At 65.1% G+C, this 21,573-nt stretch carries 22 protein-coding genes and 1 riboswitch; of the genes, 10 read left to right on the forward strand and 12 right to left on the reverse strand.

What is annotated here, in order from left to right:
- Positions 1-108: 108 nt before the first annotated feature.
- Entirely contained in the window at positions 109-1,350 is a 1,242-nt protein-coding gene (locus OIT41_RS18960; protein WP_372489685.1) for an acyl-CoA dehydrogenase family protein, read from the reverse strand.
- 99 nt (positions 1,351-1,449) lie between these two features.
- Positions 1,450-2,226: a TetR/AcrR family transcriptional regulator gene (locus OIT41_RS18965; protein ID WP_241709720.1), complete on the reverse strand. Its 777-nt coding sequence runs from the start codon at positions 2,224-2,226 to the stop codon at positions 1,450-1,452.
- Positions 2,227-2,286: 60 nt separating this feature from the next.
- Between OIT41_RS18965 and OIT41_RS18970 the strand changes: the two genes are divergently transcribed.
- The gene (locus OIT41_RS18970) at positions 2,287-2,682 is read left to right on the forward strand and encodes a helix-turn-helix domain-containing protein (protein ID WP_241709721.1); all 396 of its coding nucleotides are present in this window, start codon (positions 2,287-2,289) and stop codon (positions 2,680-2,682) included.
- A 262-nt stretch (positions 2,683-2,944) separates the two neighbouring features.
- Positions 2,945-3,095: riboswitch (cyclic di-AMP (ydaO/yuaA leader) on the forward strand.
- A gap of 19 nt (positions 3,096-3,114) precedes the next feature.
- On the opposite strand, the gene OIT41_RS18975 is transcribed toward OIT41_RS18970, so the two are convergent.
- Together OIT41_RS18975 and OIT41_RS18980 are read right to left on the reverse strand one after the other, a co-directional pair.
- The gene (locus OIT41_RS18975) at positions 3,115-4,086 is read right to left on the reverse strand and encodes a hypothetical protein (RefSeq protein ID WP_241709722.1); all 972 of its coding nucleotides are present in this window, start codon (positions 4,084-4,086) and stop codon (positions 3,115-3,117) included.
- Between the two features lie 228 nt (positions 4,087-4,314).
- Positions 4,315-5,529 carry a PucR family transcriptional regulator gene (locus tag OIT41_RS18980; RefSeq protein ID WP_241709723.1) on the reverse strand — a complete coding sequence of 405 codons (1,215 nt, stop codon included), beginning with the start codon at positions 5,527-5,529 and terminating at the stop codon, positions 4,315-4,317.
- Positions 5,530-5,749: 220 nt separating this feature from the next.
- Here OIT41_RS18980 and ald point away from each other — a divergent pair, with 220 nt between their 5' ends.
- From ald to OIT41_RS18995, 3 genes are all read left to right on the forward strand, one after another.
- Positions 5,750-6,868: an alanine dehydrogenase gene (gene ald, locus OIT41_RS18985; protein WP_241709724.1), complete on the forward strand. Its 1,119-nt coding sequence runs from the start codon at positions 5,750-5,752 to the stop codon at positions 6,866-6,868.
- A 477-nt stretch (positions 6,869-7,345) separates the two neighbouring features.
- Positions 7,346-8,848 (forward strand): HNH endonuclease, encoded by a 1,503-nt coding sequence (locus tag OIT41_RS18990; protein WP_264637090.1) that lies wholly within the window; start codon positions 7,346-7,348, stop codon positions 8,846-8,848.
- Positions 8,849-8,932: 84 nt separating this feature from the next.
- Positions 8,933-10,162: an IS256 family transposase gene (locus tag OIT41_RS18995; protein ID WP_241709780.1), complete on the forward strand. Its 1,230-nt coding sequence runs from the start codon at positions 8,933-8,935 to the stop codon at positions 10,160-10,162.
- A 54-nt stretch (positions 10,163-10,216) separates the two neighbouring features.
- Here OIT41_RS18995 and OIT41_RS19000 read toward each other — a convergent pair whose 3' ends face one another.
- The 5 genes from OIT41_RS19000 to OIT41_RS19020 all read right to left on the reverse strand — a co-directional run bounded on the left by OIT41_RS19000 (position 10,217) and on the right by OIT41_RS19020 (position 14,165).
- The gene (locus tag OIT41_RS19000; RefSeq protein ID WP_241709726.1) at positions 10,217-10,975 is read right to left on the reverse strand and encodes a hypothetical protein; all 759 of its coding nucleotides are present in this window, start codon (positions 10,973-10,975) and stop codon (positions 10,217-10,219) included.
- Positions 10,972-11,523, reverse strand: coding sequence for an RNA polymerase sigma factor (locus tag OIT41_RS19005; RefSeq protein ID WP_241709781.1), 552 nt, complete (start codon positions 11,521-11,523; stop codon positions 10,972-10,974). The genes OIT41_RS19000 and OIT41_RS19005 overlap by 4 nt, the downstream gene beginning before the upstream one ends.
- Positions 11,524-11,656: 133 nt before the next feature.
- Positions 11,657-12,328, reverse strand: a complete 672-nt coding sequence (locus OIT41_RS19010; protein ID WP_241709727.1) for a hypothetical protein — start codon at positions 12,326-12,328, stop codon at positions 11,657-11,659.
- A gap of 136 nt (positions 12,329-12,464) precedes the next feature.
- Positions 12,465-13,511, reverse strand: a complete 1,047-nt coding sequence (locus tag OIT41_RS19015) for a Gfo/Idh/MocA family oxidoreductase (RefSeq protein WP_241709728.1) — start codon at positions 13,509-13,511, stop codon at positions 12,465-12,467.
- A gap of 42 nt (positions 13,512-13,553) precedes the next feature.
- Positions 13,554-14,165: a TetR/AcrR family transcriptional regulator gene (locus OIT41_RS19020; protein ID WP_241709729.1), complete on the reverse strand. Its 612-nt coding sequence runs from the start codon at positions 14,163-14,165 to the stop codon at positions 13,554-13,556.
- A 123-nt stretch (positions 14,166-14,288) separates the two neighbouring features.
- On the opposite strand from OIT41_RS19020, the gene OIT41_RS19025 reads away from it, so the two are divergent.
- The 3 genes from OIT41_RS19025 to OIT41_RS19035 all read left to right on the forward strand — a co-directional run bounded on the left by OIT41_RS19025 (position 14,289) and on the right by OIT41_RS19035 (position 16,223).
- Positions 14,289-14,852: an NAD(P)H-dependent oxidoreductase gene (locus OIT41_RS19025; RefSeq protein ID WP_078107237.1), complete on the forward strand. Its 564-nt coding sequence runs from the start codon at positions 14,289-14,291 to the stop codon at positions 14,850-14,852.
- Between the two features lie 77 nt (positions 14,853-14,929).
- Complete coding sequence (locus tag OIT41_RS19030; RefSeq protein ID WP_241709730.1) at positions 14,930-15,328, forward strand: DUF1801 domain-containing protein; 399 nt, start codon at positions 14,930-14,932, stop codon at positions 15,326-15,328.
- A 163-nt stretch (positions 15,329-15,491) separates the two neighbouring features.
- The gene (locus OIT41_RS19035) at positions 15,492-16,223 is read left to right on the forward strand and encodes a GerMN domain-containing protein (protein ID WP_241709731.1); all 732 of its coding nucleotides are present in this window, start codon (positions 15,492-15,494) and stop codon (positions 16,221-16,223) included.
- Here the strand turns inward: OIT41_RS19035 and OIT41_RS19040 are convergent.
- On the reverse strand, positions 16,212-17,039 hold the full coding sequence (locus tag OIT41_RS19040; RefSeq protein WP_241709732.1) for an isocitrate lyase/PEP mutase family protein: 828 nt from the start codon (positions 17,037-17,039) through the stop codon (positions 16,212-16,214). The genes OIT41_RS19035 and OIT41_RS19040 overlap by 12 nt on opposite strands.
- Before the next feature lie 114 nt (positions 17,040-17,153).
- On the opposite strand from OIT41_RS19040, the gene OIT41_RS19045 reads away from it, so the two are divergent.
- From OIT41_RS19045 to OIT41_RS19055, 3 genes are all read left to right on the forward strand, one after another.
- Complete coding sequence (locus OIT41_RS19045; protein WP_241709733.1) at positions 17,154-18,461, forward strand: PLP-dependent aminotransferase family protein; 1,308 nt, start codon at positions 17,154-17,156, stop codon at positions 18,459-18,461.
- Complete coding sequence (locus OIT41_RS19050; protein ID WP_241709734.1) at positions 18,458-18,886, forward strand: universal stress protein; 429 nt, start codon at positions 18,458-18,460, stop codon at positions 18,884-18,886. The genes OIT41_RS19045 and OIT41_RS19050 overlap by 4 nt, the downstream gene beginning before the upstream one ends.
- Before the next feature lie 133 nt (positions 18,887-19,019).
- Entirely contained in the window at positions 19,020-19,358 is a 339-nt protein-coding gene (locus OIT41_RS19055) for a hypothetical protein (RefSeq protein ID WP_078107232.1), read from the forward strand.
- On the opposite strand, the gene OIT41_RS19060 is transcribed toward OIT41_RS19055, so the two are convergent.
- A complete protein-coding gene (locus tag OIT41_RS19060) occupies positions 19,355-19,990 on the reverse strand; it encodes a phosphatase PAP2 family protein (protein WP_241709735.1) in 636 nt (211 codons plus the stop codon). The two genes, OIT41_RS19055 and OIT41_RS19060, sit on opposite strands and share 4 nt — an antisense overlap.
- Positions 19,983-21,530 (reverse strand): dihydrolipoamide acetyltransferase family protein, encoded by a 1,548-nt coding sequence (locus OIT41_RS19065; protein ID WP_241709736.1) that lies wholly within the window; start codon positions 21,528-21,530, stop codon positions 19,983-19,985. Before OIT41_RS19065 ends, OIT41_RS19060 begins: the two co-directional genes overlap by 8 nt.
- Positions 21,531-21,573 lie beyond the last annotated feature (43 nt).

Consider the following 21,573-nt stretch of genomic DNA (forward strand, 5'->3'; position numbering starts at 1 on the left):
TGATCTGAGCGGGCGTTCCGCCGATTGGGCTCATATCCGAGCGCGCGTCTGGGATTTTGGCCATATAGGTGAGCGAGCGTCTCAGGAGGCGCGGTGCGGGACGCCGCTCTACGCGAAGGCGGAGATGCCCGTGATCGAGCGCCCGATGATCAACGCTTGAACCGTCTCTGTGCCTTCGTAGGTATGGATGCCCTCGATGTCGGCGAAATGCCGGGCCACGCGGTTGGCCAACAAGATCCCGTTGCCACCGAGCAAATCGCGGGCGTTCGAGGCGATGCTGCGGGCAGTGCGGGTGCACGTGAATTTCGCGAGCGCCGCCTGTGCTGGAGTCAGCACGCCCTCCTCGTCCAGCCTGGTCATCTGCATGACCATGAGCTGCATGGTGGCAAGCTCGGAGTGCATGCGGGCAAGGCGCTCCTGCACAATCTGCGAAGCGGCCAGCGGGCGGCCGAACTGCCGGCGTTGGGCGGCATACTGCACCGCCGTTTCGTAGCAGGCAGTGGCATGCCCGACGGCGGACCAAGCCACTCCGAGCCGGGTCGCCAGGAGCACCCGGGCCGTGTCCTTGAAACTCCGGGCGCCCGGGAGCACGTTTTCCGTCGGGACGAAGACATTCTCGAGGCGGATGTGTGCCTGCCAGATGGCCCGGAGTGAGAGCTTGCCGTCGATGGTCGTGGCGGAATATCCGGGCGAATCCTGCGGGACAAGGTATCCGTGAACTTGCCCATCATCACCACGGGCCCAGACGACGGTCAGGCCTCCGATCGAGCCGTTGCCGATCCATTTCTTTTCACCGTTGAGCACAAAGCCGCCCTCGACGGCCGTTGCTGTCGCCTCGAGTCCCACAGAGTCGGAGCCGTGGGCCGGCTCGGTCAGGGCGAAGGCGCCGTATTCCTCGGCCCGGGAAAGCGCGGGAAGCCAACGGGCCTGCTGCTCGGGGGAACCGCATTCGGCCACGGACCGCAATGCCAATCCGCCCTGGACCGCGACCACCGTGCCGATGGAGCCGTCCCCGCGGCTCAGTTCCATCGTGACGAGTCCGGCGGCGGTTTTGCTCATGGCCGGGAACCCGTCGACGTCGATTCCATCGCGCAGGAGGTCAAGCTCACCGAGACGCTTCACCAGGTGCAGCGGATACTCAGCGCGCTCCCAGTACCCCGCGATGACCGGGAGCACTTCGTCCTGCACAAAAGTCCGCGCACGGTTCCAGTAAGCGCGGTCTTCGCCGCTGACGTCCTTGAAAACGGAGGCAGGATCCGGGTCCAGGGATTCGTTCAGGACATATTCGGGCTCCATGGTGCCGGCCGGGAACCCAGCATCCAGTTCCTCGGAAGTGCTATCGGACATCATCGTCATGGGGAATCCTCGCTTTGGACTGCGATCTGCGACTCCCAGCATGCACTGACACTCAGTTTCATGTCAAGGAACTCGATGTCAGCGAGGGAAGAATCAAGCCAGGGCATCCCGGACCGCTTGAAGGATTTCTTCCGTGCCCGCTGCCGGATCCAGGACAGCAACCACGACGGCGGGGCGCCCACTTGCCGCGGGCGGCGCACCGACAGGCCCTCCACCAGTCTCGGCGGCTGAAGCACGAGCAAAGGTATCGGCCAAGGCACCCAATTCGCGCCCGAGCCGGGCGGCCAACCCGGGGGCCTCAGCTTCCCGCGCCTCGCGCTGCACGCTCCCGACGCGCTCCGCACCCGCCGCGCGTTCTCCGGCAGAAACCGCCCGCAGCCATTGGCGCAGGACGCTGTTGTGCACCGCGACCACCGAAGCAGCAAAGGCCACAGCCATGGCCTCCCGGCTTTCGCCTTCGGGCAACGCGGAAAGAAGATGATCCCGAAAAGCCCGCTGATAGCGATGCGTCATCACCAGTTCGCGGTCACGGAGGGCCGGCACTCGATGGAGGAGTTCGTAACGCGCCAGGGAAGTTTCCCGACTACCCACGTGGTGGTTGAAGACAAGGAGAGCCGCGTCCACGACGGCACGGAACGGATCCGCCGTCGTTCCGGATAGGAACTCCTGGACCCGCGCGAGAATACGGTCGTGATCGGCGAAAACGATGTCCTCTTTGGAACCGAACTTGCGGAAAAACGTGCTCCGGCTGATCCCGGCGGCTTCGGCGAGGTCGTCCACGGACGTCGCGTCGTAGCCCTGCCGCACCAGCAGTTCGATTGCCGCGGACACGGCGGGGCCGGGATCCGGATTGGCGGGGTAGTTGACCATAGGCGTGAATCTAACACGGCGGCGTAACCGCACGGCCCCGAGCGCGGCTAGGCTTCTGCCATGGCATTGATAGCTCCCCGCGTGACGCCTGGCTTGACCGCGGACGACGCCCGGAACCTGGCGCGCTCCCTCCAAGACAGCAACGACATCACCGTCTTCGTCGACGGCACAGTCCACCGCCTTCCGGACGAGGCGAGGGACGCCGTCGTCGACCTCCTTGGCAGGCTCGGCCGGGGCGAAGCGGTGACCGTCAGCAGCGTCGAGGAAATGCTCACGACGTCGCGGGCGGCTGAGCTCGCGGGAATATCGCACACCTACCTGCGGAACATGACCGACCGTGGCGAAATCCCGGTCGAATACCGCGGCACGCATCGCCGCATCAGGCTCGCGGACATCATGGCGTGGCTGGAAACCCAGAAGAAGACCGCCACAGCAGAAGAGGAAAGCAACAAGTAGAAAGCTAGGCGAGGGGCGCCTTCCCGCGGACGAGGACGGCCGGCCGCTCACCTGCCGGGCGCCGTGGAACGGGGCTGTTCTTCGTGGGCGGGGTCGGGCGCGTCGCCGAAGACGTCGCGGGACTCATCGCGGGGCGGAGCCGACAAAAACCGGTCACCCAGCCCGTTATCCAAATGTGACTTTGCATGCCGGCTGTTGTACCGTCGAGGGGCGACCCAGTCCCCACCGGGCCGCTTCCGGGTTGACGCCGAGCTCTGCCGCAACCCGGAATCCGCCAGACCCGCGGCAGAGACGGGGGACCCAGAGTCTCCGGGCCTATTTCTCCACAGGCCCTTGGGGTGAAGCCGCCAAGCGCGGCCGGACGGCCTCGTCCGAACCCGACAGCTAACCTCGAAGGCGTTGAGAGGCAATCACCATGTCCCCAACCATGGATCAGCCTCGCCGTGCCCAAGTGCCGAGCGAGAGCACCAAGCCAACCGGACGTCGTCGGGCCAAAGACGGCGGACCGTTCGTTGCGGCACCCGCTTCTGAACCTTTGAGTTCGACGCCGGAGCCCACCCCCGCGGCAACCCCGACGACGGCGGTGCCCACCACGCGTGCGGCCGCCCGCGCGGCCGAACGCGAGCGCGCTGCCCAAGCCAACGAAACCGCAGCGATTCCGACGGTAGCTCCTGCGACGATCGCTGCAGCGACCGCGGCCGCCGCAACAGCAGCCGCCTCGACTGCCGAGCCAGCCAAGACCGAGAGCGCAGCTACAACGGCACTCCCGGCGGCAGCCCGCGCCGGCGTCGGCCCGGCCTCGTTTACCGGCTCGTCATTCAGCCACGAACCGCACGCCGTCCTCAAGAAAGCTGCCAGCATCCGGACGATGAGCAACCGCATGGCAGTGGTTGCAGGCGCCGTAGGCATCTTGTTGACCGCCGGGTCCCTGGGCCAAGCCCTTGAGCTGCCCTTTTTCGGCCAGGAATCCCGCGCGCAGGATGCTTCCAGTACGGACAGCCAGGGTTCCGCGCCGTCCGGCGCCCCTTCCACGACGGCGAGTGCTTCCCCCAGCGCCGCAGCATCACCTTCGGCATCTACCCCAAGCGCCAAGGCCGGCCAGACCACCGCGGACCCCGCCCAACATTCGCCGCAAGGACCCGCCCCAGCCCAACCGTCGGGCGTCCCGGGACCATCGATTTCGGTCCAGGTCCCGTCCGCGATCCCGTCGGCATTGCCCCCGAGCCTCGCGCCGGTGCCCGTTCCTTCCGTTCCGGTTCCGGCCCAGCCTGCCCCTGTGCCCAGCCCGGCTCCCGGCGGGCCGACCACCCCCGCCCCGACTCCAACGCAGACTGACACGCCGTCCCCCGCGCCAACAGGTTCTTGGAGGCCACGGACCCCGGCCAGTCCCAGTCCTGCTCCCACGCCGCAACCCACCCAATCAGGCGTTGATCTTGGGTCGATTTTGGATGCTGCAACCGGGGTCCTGCAATGAGGATGGGACAGCATCGAACACCTGCCGTCGAGTGGCATGGGCGATGCTGCCAAAGCAACCGTACGCAGATGCTTCAGTACCGCCCGGACCGCTGGCGCTGCAGCATTCAGTCGAGGCAGTTCAACAAGTAGGCCAGGGCGGCTTCGGGCCTAGCGGCGTCAAATCCGCGGACGGCCCGCCCAACGGCGCGCTTTGAGCGCTGCGTGGAGTTCGAGCCGGGTGGCACCATTCAGCGGATCGGCGCCGATGAGCTGGCGAACCCTCGCCAGCCGGTTGTAGATGCTGCTGCGGTGCAAGTGGAGCTTCGCGGCCACGTCCTGCACAGAGCCGTCGCTGTCGTAGAGCAGTTCGAGCACGGGCAGGAGCTCTCCGTTTCGATCGGCATCCTCGACCTCTTGGAAATGTGCCGAGCCCGAATCGTCCCAGCCACCGGGCGCCTGAAGCCGTTCGAACAATTGGTAGATACCGGCCGAACTGCTGTCCACCAGCTCGCCCAGCGGAGGGTCGACGGCGGCAGCCTGGGCCGCGAGCTTCGACTGCCGGTAGGCCCTGCCCAGCTGGCGGATGACTGAAAACGGCTCGCTGATGCCCAGAATGACGCGGTCCACTTTCCGGCCGGCGCGCTTGGCGAGTTCCAGCTGATAGTGGACCAGGACCTGGGCGTGTTCTGCCCGCCCGCCGGTTTCGCGGAACAACAGGACCGAGTGAGTCTCGGTGCCGGCGCTGAATAGCACGGAATCGACCCCGATAGTAGCCTGCAGCGCGGCGGAACGGTGCGTCAGGGTCGCCGCGATTGGATCCGAGACCCCTCCACTGTCCGCCGCGTCGAGGACGGTGACCAGCTGCCATGGTCCCCTGCCCTGGATTTCCTTCCATCCCGCCACGGCGGCCACCGCGTTGGACTCGCCCTGGCATGCGGCGAGGAATTCCTGCTCACGTCGACGCCGGAACTCCGACTCGGCCGTGTTGGAATCGAGCAGCAACCCGGCGAGGAGGTCCAACTCGTCCCGGACGCCCGGCAATTCGGCGAGTATCGCCGTCGCGGTCTGCTCGTCAAGATCCTGCTGGACCCAGAGGTACCCGACGCGGAATCCGCGCACCAGCAGCGGGACGCAGACGCGCCCCACCATCCCGAGGTCCGCATTGGCGGGCACGACGACGGGACGCACTGCGGTAGCGATGCCGTGCGAGAGCTGCCAGGCACTGACGTCCACCGGGACACGCTTGCTCAGGAGGAAGTTCACGCGCACCCGGTCGGCGTGGGACTGGTTGGAGCTGTAGGCGAGCAACACGCCGTCGAGGTCCTCCAGGGAGAGGCCGCGGCCCAACTTGAGTGCGACATCCTCGACGATTTTCTCCACGTCTTGTTGCATGGAGAAAACACTACTTTGCCGGACGAACATCAGGCGACACCTGACGCTCTCAATATCGACAAATGTCGAGCCGCGAGCGGTAAAAACCCCGGAATTCCGGGGAAGCCAGCATCCGTGACGATCGCCTTTGCTGTCGCCTGGCTCACAGCGGATTTATTCTGGAATCACAGTCCCCCGCAGCGAAAAAGGCCGTCGAAGCCTTTCGAAGATGGAGCCCAAAATGATCATCGGTGTCCCCAAAGAGATCAAGAACAACGAATTCCGCGTTGCCATCACGGCCGCGGGCGTTCACGAATTCCGCACCCACGGCCACACCGTGCTGGTGGAACGGGGAGCAGGCCTGGGCTCCGGTATCACGGATGAGGAATACGCGGTTGCCGGCGCGGAGATCGTGGCCGAAGCCGACGACGTCTGGGCACGCGCCGACATGGTCATGAAGGTCAAGGAACCCATCAGCGCCGAGTACCACCGCTTCCGCAAGGGCCTGATCCTCTTCACCTACCTGCACCTGGCCGCAGAGCCCGAGCTGACCCAGGAACTCATCAACTCCGGCGTCACGGCCATCGCTTACGAAACCGTCCAGGACGGCCGCGCTCTGCCCTTGCTGGCACCGATGTCCGAGGTCGCAGGCCGCCTGTCGGTCGTCGTCGGCGCTTCCTCCCTCATGGCTCCAGCCGGTGGCAAGGGCGTGTTGCTGGGTGGCGTCCCGGGCGTCCGTCCGGCCAAGGTCGTTGTCCTCGGCGCCGGTGTTGCCGGTACCAATGCTGCCGCGATGGCTCTTGGCTTGGGCGCCGAGGTCACCATCCTCGACATCAACATCAACCGCCTCCGCGAACTGGATGCCCTCTACCAGGGCCGCCTGAAGACGGTCGCATCCAACGCGTACGAGATCGAGAAGTCAGTGGTTGACGCCGACCTCGTCATCGGTTCCGTGCTGATCCCGGGCGCCAAGGCCCCCAAGCTGGTCACCAACGAGCTGGTTTCCCGCATGAAGGCCGGCTCCGTGCTAGTGGACATCGCGGTGGACCAGGGCGGCTGCTTCGAGGACACGCACCCCACCACGCACCAGGAACCCACGTACAAGGTCCACAACACGATCTTCTACTGCGTCGCCAACATGCCCGGCGCCGTTCCGAACACCTCCACCTACGCCCTGACCAACGTCACCCTGCGCTACGCAGTGTCGCTGGCCAACCTGGGCGTCAGGGCCGCATTCGACCGCGACCCTGCCCTGGCCGCCGGCCTCAACATCGCGGGAGGCCACGTGGCTCACCACTCGGTTTCCGAGGCGCACAACCTGCCCCTCGTCGCCGACTGGCACAACCTGGTCTCGGCATAGTTTCTCTCCGCCTCCAAGGGGCGGCTTAACGGGCCCGACGGCGGGGTGCGGCTTCCATGGGAAGCGGCACCCCGCCGTTGTAGTTTTTGTGGAGACGGACGAATATCGGCTTCATCCAAGCCTGGTTAGCCACAAGCGCGCCGGGCTGTTGGAGCCATGGCCGGACCCAACGGTAGCGACCGAGACCGTATGGTTCCCCTTGCCTGACGGGACCGATAATGTGACCTACTGGGAAGGACGGAACGGACGGCTTGAGTCCGCTAGCCCAGGAGTTCGCAGCCATGGGTTGCCTCATCGACGTTCTTTCGCCCCATTTGACGCCGTTGTCCTGCGCTCCGGAAGATCAAGAAGGGATGCAGCTAACGTCGGTGGCACTTTCTTTGCCCTTCCCAAAAATTTTCAAAATTTTTTCGGTTCTTTCGCTTGGACGGGTCTTTTCGGCCTAAAAATGTCGGAGGTCCCTGAAATGCTTTGGTTATGGTCGGTATTCGGGGAACGCAGCTGATCGGATCGGGTGCGCCTTCGGGCGGTGCGGGTCCGGAGGCTGCCGTGCCGGGCGTCCGCGTGCACGAGCTGATCGGCGCCGTTGCTTCGCTTCGGCCAGGTTCCGACCGCGCCGAATTGATCAACCAGTTGCGTGCCCTGGAAGACTTGAAGTCCGCGGCAGCGGCCGCGCAGGCGAGGATCGCGGTGGCGTTCGATGCCGTCCAGCGCAGCGCCGACGCCGCGGCCGGTGTCCCGGCCGACGAACGCGGACGCGGCGTCGCAGCCCAGGTGGCTTTGGCCCGGCGGGAATCCCCCGCCAAAGGATCCCGGCTCCTCGGACTCGCGAAGGCGCTGGTCACCGAAATGCCGCGCACCCTCGCAGCCTTGAATACCGGGCAGTTGAACGAGTGGCGCGCCACCCTGCTCGTGAAGGAAACAGCCTGCCTGTCCGCCGAGGACCGCTGCGCCGTGGACGAGGAACTCGCCGCCGACACCGGCACCTTCGACGGCGCCGGAGACAAAGCCATCCTCGCGGCCGCCCGGGCCGCGGCCTACCGGCGGGACCCCCGCACCGTCACCCAACGCGCCAGCCACGCCGCCACCGAACGGCACGTCAGCCTCCGCCCGGCACCGGACACCATGACCTACCTGACCGCGCTGCTTCCCGTCGCCCAAGGAGTGGCCGTGCACGCTGCCCTGTCCCGGCACGCCGACACCCTCCGCAACGCCGGAGAGGACACCCGCACCCGGGGACAGATCATGGCCGACACCTTGGTCGAACGCACCACCGGCACCCCCGCAGGGATCAGCGGGGTCGAGGTCCAGCTCGTCATGACCGACCGCACCCTCTTCCAAAGCGACGCCGAACCAGCCCGGCTCCCCGGCTACGGCATCGTCCCCGCCGGCTGGGCACGGAAACTCCTCAACGACAGCAGCGGCCATGGAACGTCCGCTCCAGGTCAGACCGAGGACGGCCAAACAGGTCCCGGCCACAATCACGAATTGAAGGTCTGGCTCCGGCGCCTCTACACCGCACCCGCAACCGGGGAACTGGTCGGCGTCGACTCCCGCGCCCGGCTCTTCCCGCCCGGGCTGCGGCGCTTCATCCAGGCCCGCGACGACACCTGCCGCACCCCCTACTGCGACGCACCCATCAGACACATCGACCACATCATCCCCTGGCACCACGGCGGCACCACCAACCTGACCAACGGGGCAGGACTCTGCGAAGCCTGCAACCACACCAAAGAACTCAACGGCTGGACAGCAACAACCGGTATCGGGAAGCGGCATGTCCTCGACATCCGCACCCCCACCGGTCATACCTACCAATCAACAGCCCCGCCCCTGCCAGGAATCGGGATACAAGGCACAAACCCTCCGCATTCCGGACGCCACCGACGCCGGCTACGACACCAAGCAAAGGCACTGAAGTACGCCCACGTCACCGAACTAAACGCCCCTGAGCGGCTCAGGCGCGCGGGGAGTGTCTGAATAACGGTGGATTCAGGGTTGGCCTGACACGCCGGGCAGCGTGCCTGGCGGGGAGGACTGACTGTGAGCGAAACACTGGATCCCATGGCGACTGATGTGGATCAGCACGAGTTGGCGCAGCAGCTTCTGGCCCAGGCCAAGGAGCAGGGAATTGAGCTCGTCGGACCCGACGGGCTGTTGAACCGACTAACGAAAAACGTCCTTGAAACCGCCCTGGAGGCGGAGATGGAGGACCACCTGGGTTACGAGAAGCACGATGTAGCCGGGCGCGGGAGCGGAAATTCCCGCAACGGCACACGCACGAAGACGGTGCTGACGGAGATCGGGCCGGTAGAGATCGATGTGCCGAGGGACACCGGTTCGACGTTCGAGCCGCAGATCATCAAGAAACGGCAGCGGCGCCTGACCGGGGTGGACGAGATCGTGTTGTCGCTGAGCGCGAAGGGGCTCACGACCGGGGAAATCGCCGCCCACTTCGATGATGTCTACGGCGCGAGAGTTTCGAAGGACACGATCTCCCGGATCACTGAAAAGGTCATTGCCGAGATGGTCGAGTGGCAGAACCGGCCCCTGGACCGGGTCTACCCGGTGGTGTTCATTGACGCGATTCACGTCAAGATCCGCGACGGGCAGGTCACGAACCGCCCGGTCTATGTCGCGATCGGGGTGAGCACCGGCGGTGAGCGGGACATCCTGGGCCTGTGGGCAGGCGACGGCGGGGAAGGCGCCAAGTTCTGGCTCTCCGTGCTGACTGAGATCAAGAACCGGGGCGTAGAGGATGTCTGCATCAGCGTCTGCGACGGGCTCAAAGGCCTGCCCGAGGCCATCAACACCGTCTGGGAGCGGGCCGTGGTCCAGACCTGCATTGTCCATCTGATCCGCAACACCTTCCGCTTCGCGGCCCGGCAGTACCGGGACGAAGTGGCACGTGACCTGCGCCCGGTCTACACGGCACCGTCCGAGGCCGCAGCCAAGGAACGTTTCGTGGAGTTCTCCGCCAAATGGGGTCGGCAGTACCCGGCGATCACCCGGCTGTGGGAGAACACGTGGAGTGAATTCGTGCCGTTCCTGGACTATGACGTCGAAATCCGGCGGGTCATTTGCAGCACGAACGCGATCGAATCGCTCAACGCCCGCTACCGGCGCGCGGTCCGGGCCAGAGGTCACTTCCCGACGGAGCAGGCAGCCCTGAAGTGCCTTTACCTGGCAACCCGGGCACTGGACCCGGCCGGCAAAGGCAGGGCACGATGGGCCATGCGATGGAAGCCGGCCCTCAACGCCTTCGCCATCACCTTCGAAGGAAGAATCAACTAAATGCCAATCCCGAATCCACCGTTAAACGGACAGTCCCGGCGCGCGCGCCGCCGGCTACGGCTTGACCGGGTTGCCCGGGAGGATCTCGGAGGGAACGGGCTGAGGCAACGGCAGCGTCGGCGATGGGACCACCGGCGTCGGGATCGTGATGGGTCCGGAGCGGCCTTTGGCGACGTCTTGCAGTCCCTTGCGCGGATCCGAGTCGGACCCTGAAGCGATATGGCTGGGAGTCGCGCGTGGCGATGGATGCGTGTTGTTGCCTTGTACATCAGGGCTGGACGACTCCGGGGAAGGCGACGCAGGATTGCCCGCCCCCCGGGTAGGCACAGGACCTGGCTCCGGGCGCGTTCCCTGCTGTTGCGGAGCGTTCCCGCCCGATCCAGGGGTGAGCTGGGCGACGACCGACCCCACCACGGCGCCCAAGTGTTCAATCGTTCCTGGAATGCCGCCCTCGGACGCAGCCGCGGCGGTAGCCCCGGCGGCGAGGGAAGCCGCAACGGCAACGGCGGCGAAGGTCAAACGGCCCTTTTTGCGGCGACGAGCGGCCAGTTCATCTACAGGAGCAGCCGCGGCGCCGGAAGCCGTCTCTCCAGAGGTAACGGCCTCGGCCGCCCCGGCATCGGAGACAGGCATGATCGCCACGCGGCCGGGAGCCATCAAGGCTTGCACAGCTGCCGATGGCTGCGGCCGGGTGCTCGCCAGGGCGCGCAGTTCCAGCAGCTCTGTCCGGATCTCGTATGCTTCGTCGAGCCCGGCTTCAGCGAGCAGGCGGTCAACGCCTTGCTCCCCGAAGGATGCGGATTTTTCGCTCATGATGTGCCATTCCTTAGTAGTGCACGTTCTCTTAGTGCACTCAATGCCCTGCGCTGCAACTGCTTCACGGCTCCTTGGGACTTGCCCATGATGGCCGCTGTTTCTTCCAACGACAGGTCGGCAACGACCCGTAGTGCAAGGACCTCCCGGTAGTCGGGGTTGAGGTCGGCCAGGAGCTCCGTCACTCCCAGGCCTTCCCCGTGCCCGAATGCCTGGTCCTCGGCCGAAGGCGCGCTTCGCGCATCCAGGTCGGCTTCATACGGGGCGGAATCAGGTGTGCGTTCACGCTTGCGGTAGTGATCCACCATTCGCGCGTGCGCTATGGAGAAGAGCAAGGTCCTGGCCCCCTGGAGTCCTCCTCGGAGGGAATCCAGTTTGGGATAGAGAGCCAGGAACACGTCCTGGGTAACTGCTTCCGGATCGTCTACGCCGCGGGCGCGCAGGTATCCAAATACCGGTCCGGAAAACTCGTTGTAGGCAGCCGTGAAGAGCAGTGCGGGATCTTCTTCATCCGCCTGCAAGTATTCATCAGCCAAAGGGTCAAGCACCCGCGACCCCTCCATCCCACGCAGCGGGGTCATCGTCCCTGGCCTGGGAAACGACCACCGCCGCAGTCTGTTGCGTCGCGGGGCTCCTTGTCATTTAGCCAAGGAGCCCCGCCGTTCAAGCGTAGCCGCAGTGTTACGGGCTGACAGAATCGGACGGCACGTGCACCGGTGCGGTCGGAACGTGGGACGGCACAGCCGGGACGGCCGGTACAGCGGGGACGGCCGGTGCAGACGGAACTGCGGGAACAGCAGGCACAGCAGGCAATGCGGCGTTTCCATTTGCGTCGACCTTGGCGGAAGCGGATCCGTCAGCCTTCAAGCCGGCAGCCTTGCCTTCGCTCACCACAGTGGCGCAGTGTGCGTTGACGTTGGCCTCTCCGCCAGCTGCAACGACGAGTGACGAGTAGCCAGGCACCTTGGTGTCGGCCTTCACGCCGCCGTTGAGGAGAGCGGTGCAAAGACCGAACGCGTCCGGCGAGGTGGCCTTGGCAGACGCAGCTGCTGCGGCAGCCTTGGACTTTGCATCATCGACGGCGTCCGTGGCCTTGGACTTGGCGTCGGCAGCAGCGTCAGTGGCCTTGGACGTTGCCATCTGTGACGCGTCGGCCGTCTTGGACTCTGCGGAATCGGCTGCTTTTGACGCGGTCGGAGCCGGGGCTCCGAGCAGCTCGTGGGCGCTCTTCTGCATATCGTTGGGAAGCGCTCCGTTGAAGGCTGCGACGCCGGTTCCGCCAACCGCTACAGCTCCGGCGGCAAGGACGCCGGCGGCGATTTTGCTGGTGGCAAGGACAGTGAACAAGGACATGAAACCCTCCGACAAACGTTTTGGGACTGCTCCGGCAGCGGTCGTGTCGCTACTGGATGATCAGTGCGGACGTTGCCCACACTCCCCTTACATCGCTGACGGTCCCGGCGAGGTTACGCCCGATTCAAAAAAACTTTCAGGCCAGTGTCCTGGCCTGCTCAATCAGCTTGAGTACCTCGACTGGGCCAGCCGGATCCACGGGGAGCGGCAAGGCGGAGGCGGCACCGCCGTCGGCGATCTTCTCCCCAAGGATCCGGTAGAACTCCTGGTAGGCGCCGCGCTCGGTGGGTACCGTGCTCCGCACGCCGTCGATTTCCAGGGTTCCGTAGTGGTGCGGATCGTCGACGCCGTAGGCGCCGTCCGTGGGCCGGCCGCCCGACACGATGAACGGTTCCTGCGGATCGATCCCGAACTTCACGAAGCCGCCCTTGCTGCCCAGGACGCGGAAGCGCGGAGCGTGAAGCTGGCTGTTGACGTTCATGGCGACGTGGCTGATCACGCCGGAAGCATGCTTGAGGACCAGGAAGACGTCGTCATCGGCTTTTTCCTGAGGCCTTCGGGCCAGGATTTCGGCATGGATGACTTCAGCAGGCCCGAACATCTGCACAGCCAGGTCCAGCAGGTGGGTTCCGAGGTCGAAGAGCAGCCCACCACCGTCGTCGGCTGTGGCACCAGCCTTCCACGCCTTGCTGATTTCGGGCGCCCAACGCTCCATCGAAGCTTCGCAGCGCATCACCTCGCCCAGCGTCCCGGCGTCGAGCAGCTTCTTCACGGTGAGGGCGTCGCCGTCCCAGCGGCGGTTTTGATAGACAGTAAGCACGCGGCCCAGCCGCGCGGCCAGCTCGATCAGCTCGTGCCCTTGCGTGCTGGTCACGGCAAACGGCTTGTCCACGACGACGTCGAGCCCGGCTTCCAGCGCGGCCTTCGCGAGCGGATGATGGGTCGCGGGCGGAGTGCCGAGCACCACGAGGTCCAGTTCGCCGGCGAGCGCCAAGACGTCCTCCGGGCCGTTCACGATCCTCGTGCCGGGATGCCGCTCCTGGGCTTTGGCCTGACGGCCCGCGTCCGAAGTCGCGATCACCTCGAGCGAATACGCGGGATTGGCCGCGATGAACGGCGCGTGGAAGACGCTGCCGGAAAGGCCATAGCCGACGACGGCGGTGCGGATCGGTGTGAGGGTCATGCCGCTACGCTACCGGGCCAAGGTAGTCGGGCGAAGGTTATGTCAGCAGTCTTTCAGCAGGCGCGTGACGAGTTCCCGCCACGATGCCGCCAGTCGCTCCGCCGGGACTCCATGCGCGCGGAGGGCGTGGAGGATCCGCTCAGGATCGAGGGTGGCGCCGAGCGAAAGAGCCAGAAGCCAAGGATCGCGGTCCAGGCCCGCTTCCCTCAGCAGCATCTCGATGTGCCGGTGCCACAACACGACCGGCGGCGCGTCGTGCCGGTTTTGCGGGGAATGCTCGGCCGCGGCACGGGCCAGCTCTCCGTATTCTTCGACATACTTGATGCGCGCTTCGCCGAAGGCAATGAGGCGTTCACATGGGGGCGCTCCGGGGCCGAGCGGCGGTGGACCGAAGATGAACTCGCGCTGGAATTCCGCTTCGGCGTCGCTCAGGAGGGTCATCATGAGTCCCGCGCGGCTGCCGAACCGGCGGAAGACCGTTCCCTTCCCGACGTCGGCCCGGCACGCGAGCATGTCCATCGTGACGGCATCCACTCCATGTTCGGCCACTAGGTCCCTGGCAGCTCGAAGGAGCCGTTCGCGGTTACGCGCGGCGTCACTGCGCTCCGGCTGTGTCCCGAAAGGCGAACCGGGCCGGATGGGGATGAGGCTCACAAAAACATTCTAGCCTTGGGAATATTAAGCGGACCGCAGTCCGTTTAGAATCTACGAAGGCAGCAAAAGCCTCCACAACCGAGCGCCTGCGGCACCGTCCGCGGCCAGACCCAAGGAGTTCCCATGTCCAAGAACACCGTTCTCGCCCTTGTTGGCAGCCTCCGCGCCGATTCCCATAACCGCAAGCTCGCCGAAGCCATCCAGCTCAACGCCCCCGAAAACGTCGAAGTACAGATCCACGGCTCCCTCGGCAACATCCCGTTCTACAACGAAGACATCGACGTCGAAGGCCAGGTTCCCGCCGAAGCCGCGGCCCTCCGCGCTGCGGCTGCCGAAGCTGACGCGATCCTCTTGGTCACGCCGGAACACAACGGCACCATGCCGGCATCGCTCAAGAACGCCATCGACTGGCTGTCCCGCCCATTCGGCGCCGGTGCGCTGGCAGGCAAGCCCACCGCCGTCGTCGGCACCGCGTTCGGCCAGTTCGGCGGCGTCTGGGCGCAGGACGAGGCCCGCAAGGCAGCCGGCATCGCCGGCGCCAAGGTCCTCGAAGACGTCAAGCTTGCCGTTCCCGGCTCCATGATCCGCTTCGCTGAACTGCACCCGAAGGACGACGCCGAAGTTGTCGAGCAGATCAAGGCCATCTTCGAGCCGCTGACCGCCGTCCAGGAAGAAGTGGCAGCCTAGTCCTCCGATATCCCAAGAATGCCCCGTCCCGCCGTTGATGCGTGGGCGGGGGCATTCTTTGTCGATACGATGTCGGCATGGCCGATTACAACCGCCATGCCGAGGTCGACGCCTACCTTGAGGCCCTCCCGGATTGGCAACGCGACATTGCCGAGCAACTACGGGACCTCATCCATGAAGCCGAGCCCGGCATCGTCGAAACGATCAAGCGTCGCACCCGGCCTTATTTCGTCCTCGACGGCAACGTTTGCGCGCTGCTGGCAGCCAAGGACCACGTCAACCTGTTCCTGTACGACGGCGCAATCGTCCCCGACCCGGACAACATCATCACCTCGGGACACGACAACAAGACCGCCCGGATGATCACCTTCCACCGGCACGAGCCGATTCCGCGTGCGCCCCTCATCACCATGCTGCGGCAGATCGCGGCGAACAACCGCACAGGTGGCTGGAGAAAGATCAAGGGAACGGACTAGCTGGAACGGCTTCGCCACCCAAGCAAAAGCGTCACCGCGCCGCTACCATTCCGTGACGGAGCTGAGGCCGAACCGTCATGGGCGGAGCGGCCCACGCCTGGGCGGCCAGCCGTAACGTTGACTTACAAGCACCAGAAGTGATCAGGGCAGGAGCGGGGCTGTCATGGGGGTCAGGCGCGGCGCGAAAGGCACGACGACGGCGATCGCTGCGCTGTGCCTGTCGCTCGCGCTCTGCCTGGCTGGCTGCGCTTCCCCCGACGGCGGCACTACGGTCGGGTCAGGCTCCGCGCAACCGGCCTCACCCGGCTTCGTCCACGGGACGCAAAAACCGGTCATCGGCCCGGTTCCCGCCCCCCTCCCCGCCCCTCCCCCGTATTTCAACCCGCCACCCGCGGCGTCGCTGCCAACCAAGGCGAGCCCGCAGGAACCGGCAACAGGGCCGGTTCCCGCGCCCCTCCCAAGCGTCGGCGAATCGACCGGAACCACCGTGTTTTTCGTGGCTATCGGCGACGGCGGCAACCACGGTGCGCGGTTCGGTTGCGACGACAGCCTCGTGGCCATCCAAGTCACCTCCCCTTCCGGCAGCGACCCGCTCGCCGTGGCCATGGGGCAACTTCTGGCGCCCGACGACACCGCGTCCCGGGCAGGCTTGTACAACGCACTCTCGGGCTCCGCGCTGCACTACGTTTCGGGCTACCTCGACGGCACCACCGCCGTCGTGAACCTGAGTGGGTCGCTTCGCCCCGAAGGCTTGTGCGAGCAAACGCGGATCGAAACCCAACTCGCGCAGACCGCAGTGGAGGCCACGGGAGCATCCCAGGCCGCCATCTACATTGACGGGAACACCCTCGCGGACGTCCTGAGTTTGCGCCCAGGCGGCCAATCACTCGAATAGCGCATCCATGTCTGCGTAGCTCCGTGTGCCGGCGAGGCCCGACCAGTTTCCGTCCCCAAGGACCTCCCGGGCAAGCCTCGAGACCTTCGCGTACGCGGCCCTGGCAGTGCTGCCGCCAATGCTGATTCGCCGCACACCGACGTCGTGCAATTCTCCGGGCGACGGCGAACCCAAGCCTGCCAGCGCATTGAGCGGCACGCTGATCCGCCGGGAAAGTTCGTGAAGAATATGGAGATCCGCCAGCCCGGGCACGAATATTCCGTCCGCCCCTGCTCGCTGATAGGCATCCGCACGACGTAGCGTTTCCTCATATGCGCTATCCGGAAACTTTCCGGACCAATATGTGTCCGTGCGCGCGTTGATGAACAGCCCGACACCCGCATCCTCGGCGGTCTGCCTGATCAGCGCGATGCGCCTGGACTGTTCGGCGATCTCGCTCAGCGGTTCGTCCGCCGAGTCCTCGATATTGATCCCGACGGCGCCCGCGTCCAGCACCGCTCGAACCGTGGCCTGGAGTTCCTCGTCAGTACGCCCGTAGCCAGTCTCGATATCCGCGGTCACAGGCAAGCGGGTGGCCCGGGCGATTCGCGACAGCGCTTCCATCGCGAGTTGCCGTGGAAGGTGGTCGCCGTCCCGGTACCCCAAGCTCCAGGAGACGGCCGAGCTGGAGGTGGCCACCGCCGCCGCTCCCGCTTCCTCAACCATCAGCGCAGATGCCGCATCCCACGCATTCACCAGCACCAACGGCGCATGAGGCACGGCGTGCAGCTCGTGGAAGCGGAGCGCCTTGGATTCGAGTTCGGGATGCGTCGTCATGGCTCTATTCCAGCCTTCCTGCGTCCGGACGTAAAGCGCTTCGCACCGGGAATCGCAAATTCGAGATGAAACATCCGTTGCTCAGTTGGCAACTCCGGGGAGTATCCTTTCACTGTGACCCACGAAACATTGGATGCCGGGCCCGAGTTGCCCGCGGAAGCAATCGACGCAATAGAGCGAGCAGCAACTGCCGCCCACCGCCACGAGGATCTTTTCTCGGAGCGCGCCGCCAACATCAAGCAGTCCGCCGTGCGTGACGTCTTCGACATCTCAATGCGGCCGGGACTCGTGTCCCTCGCTGGCGGAAACCCCTATCTGCAGTCCCTCCCCCTCGAGAAGCTCGGCCAAACCGCCGCCCGCATCATTGCGGAAGACGGTATGACGGCGCTTCAGTATGGCGGCGGACAAGGCACCGAGGAACTACGCACGCAGATTTGCGAAATCATGGCCGCCGAGGGCATCTTGGACGCCCGGCCGGAGAACGTGATCATCACCGCCGGTTCCCAGTCGGCGCAGGACGTGGCTACGAAGGTCTTCTGCAATCCGGGCGACGTTGTCCTCGTGGAAAACCCCACCTACGTGGGCGCGCTGAACACCTTCGAGGCGTACCAGGTCCAGGTTGAGACAGTGGACATGGACGACGACGGACTGGTTCCGGAACTCCTCGAAGCCAAGATCGCGGCCCTTCAGGCCCAGGGCAAAACCATCAAGTTCCTGTACACGATCCCCAACTTCAACAACCCCTCCGGCATCACGCTTGCTCCGGCGAGGCGTCAGCGCATCGTCGATATATGCCGCAATGCGAATATCCTGGTGCTCGAGGACAACCCCTACGGTCTCTTGCGCTTCGACGGCAAGCCGCTGGAGCCAATGCGGGCCGCGAATGAACACGACGTCATCTACATGGGCTCGTTCTCGAAGATCTTTGCCCCGGGACTGCGTATCGGATGGGCCTTGGTACCCGAGCACTTGCAGCGGCGTTTCTACCTGGCGTCGGAAGCCGTGACGTTGTGCCCTCCCACCCTGAACCAGATGATCATCTCGGCATATCTCCGCGACTACGACTGGCGCGGGCAGATTGACACCTATCGGGCCCTGTACGAGGAACGCTGCAATGCCCTGTTGGTGGCGCTGGAAGAGCACATGCCTTCCGGCCTTAGCTGGACCAGGCCCGAGGGTGGCTTCTTCGTCTGGGTGACCCTGCCCGATGGCGTGGACACGTATCCGCTGCTCAAGAAGGCCATCGAGGCAGGGGTCGTGTTCATCCCCGGCGCGGCGTTCACGCACTCCGACCAACCATCCAACAAACTGAGGTTGGCTTTCAGCGCAGTGCCACCGGAGTCCATCGCCGAAGGCGTCCGCCGATTGGCGCCGGTTTTGCAAGAAGCCATCGATGTCATCAGCAAAGGAGCAGATATATGAGCGGAATAGTCCTCGTCGGAGTCGACGGTAGCGCAACAGCAAGGCGGGCAGCCGATTCGGCAAAGAATTTGGCAACCGCACTGGGCGCGGAACTGCGCGTCATCACTGCTTTTGAAGGCGCCCACGTGGAGGTCGTCGAAAGCGGCGGCGACAAATGGATCCTCTCCGACGCCGACGCTGCGGAAAAGGTAGCCGCCAAGGTGGCTGCCGAACTCGCCTCCGACCAGCTGACCACCAGCTACGGAGCCGTCTTCGGCAAAGCCGGAGAGGCCCTCGTCAAGGAAGCAGAACGTGTGGGTGCCCAAGTGATCGTGGTAGGCAACCGCCGCATGCAGGGACTGGCCAGGGTCCTCGGCAGCGTTGCCAACACGGTGGCGCACAACGCGCCGTGCGACGTCTACATCGCCAAGACGGACGAACCGTAAGTCGTCAGGATCACGCGTTGTGGTGGGCGGTCTCACCCCGATTTAGGCCGGGCGGCTATGATGCCGCCGGTAAAATTGAAGTGGCCCCCAAGGGTGCGAGCCGCCCATCACAACAACCCGTAGGGGATCCCTTTTGCTTACTCTGCAGCCGCGCCAACGCGTCGGACACGACATTCTGCTCGCGCGCCACGGCAACCACATCAGTTCCATGCGCTTCGACCGGACAAATGACCGCGTCGTGGCACTTCTCGACGACGGCTCGGTAGACAGTGCCCCGAACTTGATTTCCCCGCTGCTCCAGATGCCGGAGACCTTCCGCAGCATCCTTCGCTCCGACTGGAAATTGTTGTTTGTGGTCGCCTCCGCCATGCTCGCAGTCGGAGCCCTGGCCATGGTGTTGTCGTTTGGAATGATCGGCAGCATGAACGACCAGCAACTGCACGACCTCGCGCTCAGCTACACGTCCTACTAGCCAAGCCATCCGCGCAGGGCCCACCAAAGTCCCGCGATGACCACGCCGCCGAACAACGATCCGGCGATGACCTGGGCGGGAGTATGTGCCCGTAGGACGACGCGGGACCAGCCGACGGCCGGGACCAGAAGCAACAGCGGCAACCACGCCGGACCGAACATGAGAGCCGCAATCACTGCGGCCGCGGAAATTGCCGAGGCATGGCCGCTTATTTTCCACACGAGGCTGACGGCGGCCAACACAGCGATGCCGCCAATCAGTGCAAGGATCATCTCTGAGACGCTCGTTGGAGCGTTGATGAGATTGAGGACCAACAACCCCACAACCACGGACACGAGCGCAAGCATCAGCAAGGGCGCACGTTCCTCGCGATCGCTGACGTGGTGGTCGCTGAGTTTTCCGAGCCTCACCATGATCAAGACGTAGGCAAACGGCAGCACGCACACAAAGAACGCACCCAGGACGCCGAACCAAATTGTCCCCGGGAAACCCGGTTGCACCGCAGGGCTGATAAGCAGCAGGACGGATACGACGGCGGGCGGCTGGAAGACTTCCGTCAGGGTCCGGGCAACCCGGCGCCGCTCTCCCCTGACGCCGATCCGCCCTTCCTTGATACCGATTTGCTCAGTCAAGCAGCAGCGCCGGCTCTTCGAGGATTGACGCGACGTCAGCCATGAAACGGGCAGAGAGGTCCCCGTCCACAACCCTGTGATCGAACGAACCGCCGAGCGTTGTGATCCAGCGGGGGATGACCTCGCCGTCGAGCACCCAAGGCTTTTGCTTGATGGTGCCGAACGCGACGATTGCCACCTCACCGGGGTTGATGATGGGCGTTCCAGTGTCGATGCCCAGGGCGCCGATGTTCGTGATGGTCAGCGAGCCCCCCTGCATTTGCGAAGGCTGGGTCTTGCCCGCCCGTGCCGTGCTGGCTAGCTCATTGAGCGCGAGCGCCAGCTCCTTGAGGGAAAGGTCCTGGGCATCCTTGATGTTCGGAACCATGAGCCCGCGCGGGGTTGCCGCGGCAATGCCGAGGTTCATGTAGTGCTTGACGAGGATCTCTGCATTTCCGTTGCCGTCGGCATTGTCCACCCAGGTCGCGTTGACACTCGGATTGCGCGCCGCAGCCCAAATCACGGCCTTGGAGAGAATCAGCAGCGGGGATACCTTGATGCCTTCAAAGTCCCTGGAGGCTTTGAGCCGCTTGACGAATTCCATCGTGCGGCTGGCATCGACGTCAACGAAGATGCTCACGTGCGGTGCCGTGAAGGCCGACTCGACCATGGCCTTGGCGGTGGCCTTGCGGACGCCCTTCACGGGAATCCGTTCCACCCGCTGATCCTGCGGCTTCTTGGATGCACCCCAGAACTTGTCCGCTTGGTCCACCTCGGCATCGCGCTGCGACTGGTAGCTGACCAAGTCCTCGCGGGTCACTTCGCCACGGGCTCCCGTGGGAACGACGTCGGCCAGGTCAATCCCCAGGTCGCGGGCGATCTTGCGCACTGGAGGCTTGGCCAACACCCGGTTGACGATGCCGCTGACCGTGGCGCCGAGGCCGGCGAGACCCGGTGTCTGGTTTGCCGGAGCAGTGGGTTCGACTGCGGGCTCAACGGCGACACGTTCGACGGCGGCGGGTGCCGTGTTCGCCGCGGCCGCAGGGACGGCGGTAGCGCCTTCCGGGCGCTTGCGCGGGCGGCGCTTGACGGCGTCGGCCTTCGGACCGGAGCCAACCAGCGGACCGCCAGCGGGACCGCCGTCGGACGTTCCGGCGTCGGACGTTCCTGCGTCGGCGGGCAACTTGCCGTACATCGAGGCTTCGAAGACCTGTTCCGCCGCAGGCGCGGCGGTTGGGGCCGGTACGGCCGCGCTCGGAGCCGCAGGCTGTTCGGCGAGCGGCGCAGCAAGGGCTGACGTGGACGCTGTCTCGCCCGGCGCATTGTCCGAAATGCCGATAATCGCCGTTCCCACTTCAACCGTGATGCCTTCGGCAACGAGCAATTCCGCCACGGTGCCGGCATACGGGGACGGCAATTCCACGAGGGACTTGGCCGTCTCGATCTCGCAGATGACGTCGTTGATGGCAACGGTGTCGCCGGGCTTGACCTTCCAGGAGACGATTTCTGCCTCGGTCAGGCCTTCGCCGACATCCGGCAGGTTGAATTTCTTAACAGTCACTTAGGTCCTCGATCTCGGCTGGCCCGTCCGCGTTGGGGCGGGT

Origin of the sequence: Arthrobacter sp. YA7-1, assembly GCF_025960325.1 — a bacterium.
GTDB classification, from domain to species: domain Bacteria; phylum Actinomycetota; class Actinomycetes; order Actinomycetales; family Micrococcaceae; genus Arthrobacter; species Arthrobacter bambusae_A.

Excerpts from the sequence above, each read along its gene's own strand:
- OIT41_RS18960 (WP_372489685.1), bottom strand. The coding sequence starts at position 1,350 with ATGATGTCCGATAGCACTTCCGAGGAACTGGATGCTGGGTTCCCGGCC.
- OIT41_RS18965 (WP_241709720.1), bottom strand. The coding sequence starts at position 2,226 with ATGGTCAACTACCCCGCCAATCCGGATCCCGGCCCCGCCGTGTCCGCG.
- OIT41_RS18970 (WP_241709721.1), top strand. The coding sequence starts at position 2,287 with ATGGCATTGATAGCTCCCCGCGTGACGCCTGGCTTGACCGCGGACGAC.
- OIT41_RS18980 (WP_241709723.1), bottom strand. The coding sequence starts at position 5,529 with ATGCAACAAGACGTGGAGAAAATCGTCGAGGATGTCGCACTCAAGTTG.
- ald (WP_241709724.1), top strand. The coding sequence starts at position 5,750 with ATGATCATCGGTGTCCCCAAAGAGATCAAGAACAACGAATTCCGCGTT.
- OIT41_RS18990 (WP_264637090.1), top strand. The coding sequence starts at position 7,346 with ATGGTCGGTATTCGGGGAACGCAGCTGATCGGATCGGGTGCGCCTTCG.
- OIT41_RS18995 (WP_241709780.1), top strand. The coding sequence starts at position 8,933 with ATGGCGACTGATGTGGATCAGCACGAGTTGGCGCAGCAGCTTCTGGCC.
- OIT41_RS19000 (WP_241709726.1), bottom strand. The coding sequence starts at position 10,975 with ATGAGCGAAAAATCCGCATCCTTCGGGGAGCAAGGCGTTGACCGCCTG.
- OIT41_RS19010 (WP_241709727.1), bottom strand. The coding sequence starts at position 12,328 with ATGTCCTTGTTCACTGTCCTTGCCACCAGCAAAATCGCCGCCGGCGTC.
- OIT41_RS19015 (WP_241709728.1), bottom strand. The coding sequence starts at position 13,511 with ATGACCCTCACACCGATCCGCACCGCCGTCGTCGGCTATGGCCTTTCC.
- OIT41_RS19025 (WP_078107237.1), top strand. The coding sequence starts at position 14,289 with ATGTCCAAGAACACCGTTCTCGCCCTTGTTGGCAGCCTCCGCGCCGAT.
- OIT41_RS19030 (WP_241709730.1), top strand. The coding sequence starts at position 14,930 with ATGGCCGATTACAACCGCCATGCCGAGGTCGACGCCTACCTTGAGGCC.
- OIT41_RS19035 (WP_241709731.1), top strand. The coding sequence starts at position 15,492 with ATGGGGGTCAGGCGCGGCGCGAAAGGCACGACGACGGCGATCGCTGCG.
- OIT41_RS19040 (WP_241709732.1), bottom strand. The coding sequence starts at position 17,039 with ATGACGACGCATCCCGAACTCGAATCCAAGGCGCTCCGCTTCCACGAG.
- OIT41_RS19050 (WP_241709734.1), top strand. The coding sequence starts at position 18,458 with ATGAGCGGAATAGTCCTCGTCGGAGTCGACGGTAGCGCAACAGCAAGG.